The following is a 7,971-nucleotide window of genomic DNA, read 5'->3' on the forward strand; positions in this document are numbered from 1 at the left end:
GCCGCCGAGAATGGGCCCTACGGATAGCTCGTCGGAGGCGGCGGCAGCGGCGGAACCCGCGGCATAACGAACTGAAAACGTAACCAACGCCAAAGGGATACTGTCAACTCAAGTATTGGTCAGGACACCTTATGCCACACGTTGTCCGTAACCTGCGGCCTACACCACGCCGCGGTCATCGACCGCGGCGCTACCGGAATGCAAGGCTTCGTCAGGTTAGTCGCGCACACGCCTAACACGTGCCCACGCCTCGAAATCTGAATGACCGATGACTCGCGTCCTGATCCGGCCTGCATTCATATAGACGACCGTATATGGTGCCGCTAGGTCCTCTCCATAACGGTCCCAGTTAACTCGCATATAGCTTCGTCCAAGCGAAGCCATCCAATTAGACACTTTGTGATTTTCAAGAGATATGTGAGTCCTTGTGTCGCTCAAACAGAAACACGCAAACCTTGCGAACTCAGCAACTTCACTTGTATTTGCACTCAGATCTGATTTCAGCGCCAGCTGTACCAACGGATGGCCGGAATTTACGGTTTCGACGAGATTCGTAGCGCAAATTGTGCGAGACTCCTTCGTGCTATAGGGGAGCGCCAAGACACTAGAACCGTGCTCAGACTTGAGTCTCCGCTCATCGAGTGTGTCAAAGGGGGCGTTCGGTGCTTGGGGAATGAATACAATTTGTCTAGCATTTACCTTGACCAGACATGACGAGAGGACGAGGGAACGGAGTTTGGATTCCAGGGCATTAAATCTCGCCCGTGACCATTTTAGAATTCTCTGATCAAATCCAATCCTGTGCCCTGTCTTTGTCCACAGCGAAAGATACTCCTCGCTCTCTTCACACGTGGATATTCCATCGAGTTCAGAGAGCTTTAGCCAACTTCCTATTTTCCGTCCGTCTAGTAGTGGCACGGTTACACGATCCCACACAACGTCTGCGCGGAGCTGCAGTGGCCAGAAACCGTAGATCGCGACCAGCTGCCAGAATAGCAGTGGGGAGTCGACAATCTCGGGTCTTTGAAGAACTTGCTCCCATATGCGGCCAGTTGCCTTGTCCACAAGTCCTTGAAGCCGCCACCATCCCACAGATCTTCTGAAAGACCTAATCGGGGGCGTACGCGCTGGCGTAATTTCGGGCTTAAGTGCTCCTCTAACGTCCATTATGAATGGCGACGAACTATGGACGGGGACACTGTAATGCCCTAAGTCAGTTCTTGGTTCACTTCGACCAGGATATCCGCCAACCAGAATCCCATCCAGGCTTACTCTCCCTCCGTGCATCAGACCCCTCGAGTCTATCTTTGCACCACCGAATACAAAAGTTGAGTGTTCCTCTCTTTTGTTAGGCGGCCTCCACCTAGCGCGCGAATCAGACAAGCAGAGCTTTCCACGGGCACTACATACGAAAACCTCTTGTACCTTTCCCTGCAAATCATCGTGGAAATCGCGAAACGACTGTGAAAGAACAATCTCTCGTACCCCGTGAGATTTCGCCCATCTTCTCCAGCACTCTGCAATTTCTGGCGCAATTCGGATCTCTCCAGCAATTTCTGGGATGCTGCATTTCGCAGCAACGGGAAACTCAGCTGCAATTGTGATGCCTTCGATGACACTCAATAGGTGAACTTTGTCCTCCAACTCGTCAAACCACGCGGGCCTCTTACGCATCGCCAAGCGCACAGTGGACCCTACAGGGGTTTCGCCCAACCTTTCCTTTATGACAATTGTGCCAGCCAAGCCACTGATTTCAACGTCGATTCCTTTACCGTGGCCACGTGCTAGGCCATAGTCACGTTTGGTTGTGATTAGGATACGGTCTGCAAGCATGAAACATGACATGAAACCAATACCGAATTGCGAACAAGGATCGAAATCCACTCCATGCATGCGAAAACGAACACGTTCGCGTTCAAATATCGGAGAACGATAGTAGCTGCGACCGACTTTTGTGAGAAACTGAGTAATGATCTCTTCATCCATTCCAATTCCGTTGTCGCGACATTGCAGGAATTCGTAGCCGTCTGAATCAACTCCATGTTCAAATTCGACTATTGCATTCGTCAATGTCGCCCCATCAGCACGGCGCAACGCGGATCGATATCTGAGCGCATCGAGGGAGTTCTGCAACAATTCCCTTATGCACAGGTTGGGCCGATCGTATAGATTCTCAGTCATAAGTAGTTTGACAACCTCGTCACGGGATAATGAGAACTCTAGATCGTGCCAAACATACGCGTTATCTTTGGGACCCATCTTAGAGCGGTCTGCACGTAGCGGAAGAGAAAGCGTATAAACATCTGCGATTCCGTCCGCAGCAGGGAATGTCCTCACTGTTTCCCACGCATTTAGCAGCTCCACATCTATACTGTCCATAAAAAGGGATGCGGTTTTTTGATAGATTGGATGGTCAAAAGACATGTGAAACTGAATCTGTCCTGAGTTGATGACCCACCCCTGGACACTGCGGTGCTTCTCCCATTCTGATATGCTCACAGGACTCGTGAAGTGTATTGTTCTGTATATCGCATCGGGGGTTCGCTCTCGATCAAAGTCAAGAATATCCGCGAGCCGCAGTACCAAAGCGAGAAATCGAGCGTTTACTCGAATTCTCCCAAAGCGTCCGTCTATTGGCAGATTGGCCTCGGATTTGACAGCTTTAGGTTCCATGACATGCGATAAGCATATATTTGCAAGCATGTCCGAAATATTCACTCCGTATACTTCCAGCTGCACTTCCTTACCTAAATGTCCTCTGATATATTCAGCGGAGAAATCCGCGTGTCGCAGTCGCACAAAATCAGCGGTCATAGCCTGCAGTAGATCTGCGATCTTTGCAGCTAATCGTGTTCTCTCGTCGGCAGACAAGTTCTGGTCTGCCAAATGAACTTCGGTTTCCCGAAAGTTCGGATGCTCAATCCTCCATTGCTCGCAATGCAACTTGTATTCATCTGATGCCACTAGATCCTCGAATGCATCACGATCGAGAACCATACCTTGGTCGTGATAATGAGCTGCAAGAATGAGCAATGCGATTTCCACAGAACTTAGCGAATCAACTGTCTTGCCTAGAACCATGCCGGCAATTTCTGTGACTCGCAGTAAATGGGTCGCGTCGTGCAATGTAAACTGGGGGTGCAGACCGGGCATCGCCTTCATTCGAGCCATTGCTTTATCGCACAGGGACGGAAGAACACCTGTCATCTGTTTTGCTATCTGCCCTTCCGGGCTATCGCTTTCCAGGCTCTGTAGCCGCTTAAAGAGCTGCGTATCTTGCAGCCTATTAATCCCAAGAATCGCGGACATGAGTTTGTACACCTCCAACCAGACTGAGCGGTAGACGCCGACGGATGCCAATACCCCAATTAGACAATCACTTGATTACTTGAGTCCAGCACATGAGACTTCTGCTAATCAAGTTCTCATTGAGGACCCTACTTGTTCCCAATTACAGAACGACGTTCATTCGGGTCGCTTCGCCAGTCGGAAAGAGGTATGTTTTTAGAAACAGAACTGAAAACAGGCACCAACGTGATCCGGATTCTCTCCGTCTTCAGAATATTCTCTCGACAATCCACGCGCCACTCCGATGACACACTTGTCGGCTGACGACCGCTAAGACTTCTCTTCACAGCCTCTTTTCCCTCCTCCCAGTGCAACGAACTCGCGCATATATACGAGGAGATTACAACCATGCCAAGAAAACCCGCTTTCACAACCACCCAGGCCGGCACCCCCTGTGCACGCACCTGGTCCGCCGAATGGATCGCCACCATTGACGCCAGCGAAACCCAACTCAACCGCCGCATCTGTGGAGCACGCCTCCCCGACGGCACTCCCTGCACGAACACATCTGATCACTCATCCGGTCGCTGCCAATTCCACGGCGGCCTCGTTCTGACCGGCGCACCACGCGGCAACCGCAACGGCGTCATCCACGGACTCTACACACGCCGCCTGCGCACCTGCGCGCCCAACTGTCCACACTGGAAGAACTGCCCCTGCACCAACGCGAACCACGATCAGTCCTATCAGTCAGATCCGACCAATCCGTCCTATTCCCCGTCCACTGCGTCCACTTCGTCCACTTCGTCCGTGTTTTCGTCCGTGTCCCCGTCCGTGTCAGTCGGTGTTGGCCGGTGTTCGTCCGCACCCCTCTGCCCCTACCAACTCACCGAATACAACACCATGCTCACCGACGCCCTCGCTGTCGTCGAATCCCAGCCCTACCCAAACCCCATCGGCACCCACGTCGCACACAACGTCGCACTGCTCCAAGTTCTCATCAACGCCGCCGCCGTCCAACTCACAAACACGAACCTCTTCGGCGACACTTCAGGCGGCGCCCATTCAGTTCGGGGCTCTTCTCTTCCAGACCCTAAACCCCAGACCCTAGACCCGTTCGCACTGTCCAGCGAGTCCCAAGAGAACAGCTGCGCTCCCTACATTTCCCAAGCGCCTAACTCGAGTACGCTCAACGCCTTCTTCCGCCTCATGCGCGAATTCCGCGCTGCCCTGAAAGTGCTCCAGACGCCCGGGTATACCCCCTTGCCCCGTCAAAAACACGCAGGGGCGCCCCCCGTACTCGAAGGCGTTACTCGCCACGCCCAACGCGCCCAACACGACACCGCCGTCGACCCCGACTCCCTCGTTGCCGCCCAACTCGACCCCGAATCCGAACCGCTTCACGCCAAGGCCTACTTGCGCCAGTCCATTGAAGCCGCATCCCAAGGCCGCGACGTAGAAATGGCCGATGCCTTCGACAACGTCATCTACCTCGACGAACGCCTCGCCGAGACCGAACGCGACCGCGTCCTCGCATCCTACCGGCCCGCAAAACACACCGTCTCCGAAGAACTCGCCGCCCGCATCCTCGGCAATCTTCACCTGCCGCCCCAACCCGGCGACTACGACGACAGCGAGCTTGCGGTCCTCAAACAAGAAAACGAACACCTAAGGAGACACGCCGAGTTTCTCCAGGGCTACTTCCACGATCTCCGCGAAGGCAAAATCCCGCCCGAAGCCTTCGCCAAAAACACACCCCTCCGCGCCTTCGCCGAATCCGTCTACAAAGACCCGGAGCGGAACTCGGGGACTGACCCAAGCGAAGCGACCGCAGGGAGCGAAGACGGGTCTGTCCCTGATTCTCGGAAATCTTGATTCTGTAGCGACCGGTGCAAGCCAGGGGACGCCCGCCGTGGAAGCCAGGCGCTACTGAAGAACGGCAACACTTCCTTGTGACGATTTGCGGGTCTCTTACCCATCTGATAGACTTTCGCACCCCGGATATTGTCCTAAATCGCAATGACAACCCTAAGCCACACACCATGACCCGAGACGTTGACGTAATCGTAGTTGGAGCCGGACACGCCGGCATTGAGGCCGCGCTCGCGTGCGCGCGAAGCGGCTTCCGCACCCTCATGACTACACTCGACGTCAACACCATCGGCAAAATGAGCTGCAACCCGGCCATCGGCGGGATAGCAAAGGGTCAGGTCGTCCGCGAGGTTGACGCCCTCGGCGGCGAAATGGGGCGCTGCATTGACCGTACCGGCATCCAGTACAAGATGCTCAACAGTTCCAAAGGCCCGGCCGTCCATTCGCCGCGCGCCCAGGCCGACCGTGAAGCGTATCAAAAGGACATGCAACGGGTTTGTGAGCTGCAGGAAAACCTCTCGCTGATGTCCACCGCCGTGGAAGACTTCGTCATTTACGACGGAGCCATAGCCGGGGTGATCGTCTCGGGCGGCGAGGAAATCTCCACGCGCGCCGTCATCGTGTGTACCGGAACCTTCCTTGGGGCCAAGCTTCATTACGGAATGCGCGATGTCCCCGGTGGACGGGCAGGCGAAATGCCCGCTCAAGCGTTGTCGGAAACCTATAAGCGCCTCGGATTCCAGGTTAACCGTCAGAAGACCGGAACCTGTGCGCGGCTGCACTGCGATTCGATTGACTACGATGCCCTCATCGAACAGCCCGGCGACGTTCGCCCGCGGCCCTTCTCGTTTTCAACGCCCATCGAAGGCTTCAGTCCCAACAAGATCATGTGTTGGCTCACGTCCACGAATGAGCGCACGCACGACATTATTCGAGCAAACCTCGACCGCTCGCCCATGTTCACGGGGAAGATCGGGGCGACGGGCACCCGGTATTGCCCCAGTATCGAGGACAAGGTCTTTCGGTTCGCGGACAAGAATCAACATCGCATCTTCCTGGAACCGGAAGGGCTGAATACGCCCGAAGTGTACGTCAACGGTCTCTCGACCAGCCTGCCGGAAGATGTTCAACTCGCCATGCTCCACACCATCCCCGGCCTCGAGCATGCCGAAGTGGTGCGCTACGGCTACGCCGTCGAGTATGACTTTGTGCAACCCACGGAACTGAAGCCGACGCTCGAAACAAAACGCGTGCGTGGCCTTTACCACGCGGGACAAATCAACGGCACATCGGGCTATGAGGAAGCGGCAGGACAGGGTCTTTACGCGGCCTTGAACGCCATCCGCGCGTTGCGCGGACAGGAACCGCTCTACATTTCACGCAGTAGAGCCTATATCGGCGTGTTGGTCGACGACCTTGTAACAAAAGGCGTTCTTGAACCCTACCGTCTATTCACTTCGCGCGCCGAATACCGCCTCCTGCTGCGCCATGACAACGCCGACCATCGCCTCGCCAAGTACGGTATCGCAAGTGATGACTATGTCGAGCAAACGCGCATCAAGTACGACCGCATCCGCGGCGAGATCATGCGCCTGAAGAGCACGGTCCTTTCGCCAACGCAGGAGGTTAACGGATTCCTTGCCGCGCGCGGCCTCGTGCCCATGAACGAACCGCAACCGGTGTCGCGACTGCTGAGCAGGCCGGAACTCACGATTGAAGAAGTCTGGCAACTTTCGCCGCCGCCCGAACCACTCACCTTCGAAGAAGGCGAGCAGGTCGAAATCGAAACCAAATACGCGGGCTACATCGAGCGCCAGGAACGCGACATCGAACGCATGCGCGCTTCGGAACTGCGCCCCATTCCGGAAGGCTTCGATTTCCGCACCGTACCCGGCATCCCGCGCGAGAGCATGGAGCGACTCAACCAGGTCCGACCGATCAATTTCGGGCAAGCGGGACGCGTTCCCGGTGTTCGCGCCACGGATATCGCGGCGTTGCACATCTACCTCGAAAAGTTGACGCGCATGGAGCAGAAGTCCGCATGACGCCCGTCGATCTTCGCAGCGATACCGTCACCCGGCCCGCGTCCGGCATGCGGGAAGCCATGGCCCATGCGGAAGTCGGCGACGATGTGTTCGGCGAGGACCCGACGGTGAACGCGTTGCAGCAGCGCGTCGCCAAAATGCTCGGCAAGGAAGCGGCCCTCTTCGTGCCCAGCGGCACGATGGCCAATCTGCTGGCCGTGGTCGCGCAGACGCGCCCTGGCGACACCGTCATCCTTCACCGCGACGCGCACCCCTTCAACTACGAATCCGGCGGACTCGGCATGGTTGCGGGTGTCATGACGAAAACGCTTTGCGGCGACTTCGGCATCCTCTCCCCCGTCGATGTCACGGACGCCATCGTCCAAAGCGACGACCACCACTTTTCCCAGACCACGCTCGTCGCTATCGAAAACACGACCAATCGCGGCGGCGGCGCCATCTACCCAATCGAAACGGTCACGGCTATCGGCGCATCGGTCCACGAGCGCGGCATGCGGCTCCACTGCGATGGCGCACGGCTCTTTCACGCCGTCGTCGAAACCGGCGTCAGCGCAGCCGAATACGCCGCCCACTGCGACACGGTTTCGTTCTGCTTCTCCAAAGGACTCGGCGCGCCCGTCGGCTCCATCCTCGCCGGCGACCGCACCACCATCGACCACGCCCACCGCTACCGCAAGATGCTCGGCGGCGGCATGCGCCAAGTTGGCGTCCTCGCCGCAGCCGCCAACTATGCGCTCGACCACCACATCGACCGTCTCAAAGACGA

Annotated in this window: 4 protein-coding genes; 3 read left to right on the top strand and 1 reads right to left on the bottom strand. The window is 56.4% G+C overall.

Features of this window, described 5'->3' with window-relative positions; translation table 11 throughout:
- Nucleotides 1-216 precede the first annotated feature (216 nt).
- Nucleotides 217-3,309 carry a hypothetical protein gene (locus K1Y02_23450; GenBank protein ID MBX7259338.1) on the bottom strand — a complete coding sequence of 1,031 codons (3,093 nt, stop codon included), beginning with the start codon at nucleotides 3,307-3,309 and terminating at the stop codon, nucleotides 217-219.
- Between the two features lie 387 nt (nucleotides 3,310-3,696).
- Here K1Y02_23450 and K1Y02_23455 point away from each other — a divergent pair, with 387 nt between their 5' ends.
- From K1Y02_23455 to K1Y02_23465, 3 genes are all read left to right on the top strand, one after another.
- Nucleotides 3,697-5,163, top strand: coding sequence for a hypothetical protein (locus K1Y02_23455; GenBank protein MBX7259339.1), 1,467 nt, complete (start codon nucleotides 3,697-3,699; stop codon nucleotides 5,161-5,163).
- A gap of 167 nt (nucleotides 5,164-5,330) precedes the next feature.
- Complete coding sequence (gene mnmG, locus K1Y02_23460; GenBank protein MBX7259340.1) at nucleotides 5,331-7,205, top strand: tRNA uridine-5-carboxymethylaminomethyl(34) synthesis enzyme MnmG; 1,875 nt, start codon at nucleotides 5,331-5,333, stop codon at nucleotides 7,203-7,205.
- The coding region (locus K1Y02_23465; GenBank protein ID MBX7259341.1) for a threonine aldolase family protein at nucleotides 7,202-7,971 on the top strand (770 nt) is incomplete at its 3' end. The genes mnmG and K1Y02_23465, both read left to right, overlap by 4 nt.

This window comes from Candidatus Hydrogenedentota bacterium (assembly GCA_019695095.1).
Classification (GTDB): Bacteria; Hydrogenedentota; Hydrogenedentia; order Hydrogenedentales; family SLHB01; genus JAIBAQ01.

What these genes read in the sequence shown, in the direction of transcription:
- K1Y02_23455 (MBX7259339.1), top strand. Translation starts at nt 3,697, where the DNA reads ATGCCAAGAAAACCCGCTTTCACAACCACCCAGGCCGGCACCCCCTGT.
- mnmG (MBX7259340.1), top strand. Translation starts at nt 5,331, where the DNA reads ATGACCCGAGACGTTGACGTAATCGTAGTTGGAGCCGGACACGCCGGC.
- K1Y02_23450 (MBX7259338.1), bottom strand. Translation starts at nt 3,309, where the DNA reads ATGTCCGCGATTCTTGGGATTAATAGGCTGCAAGATACGCAGCTCTTT.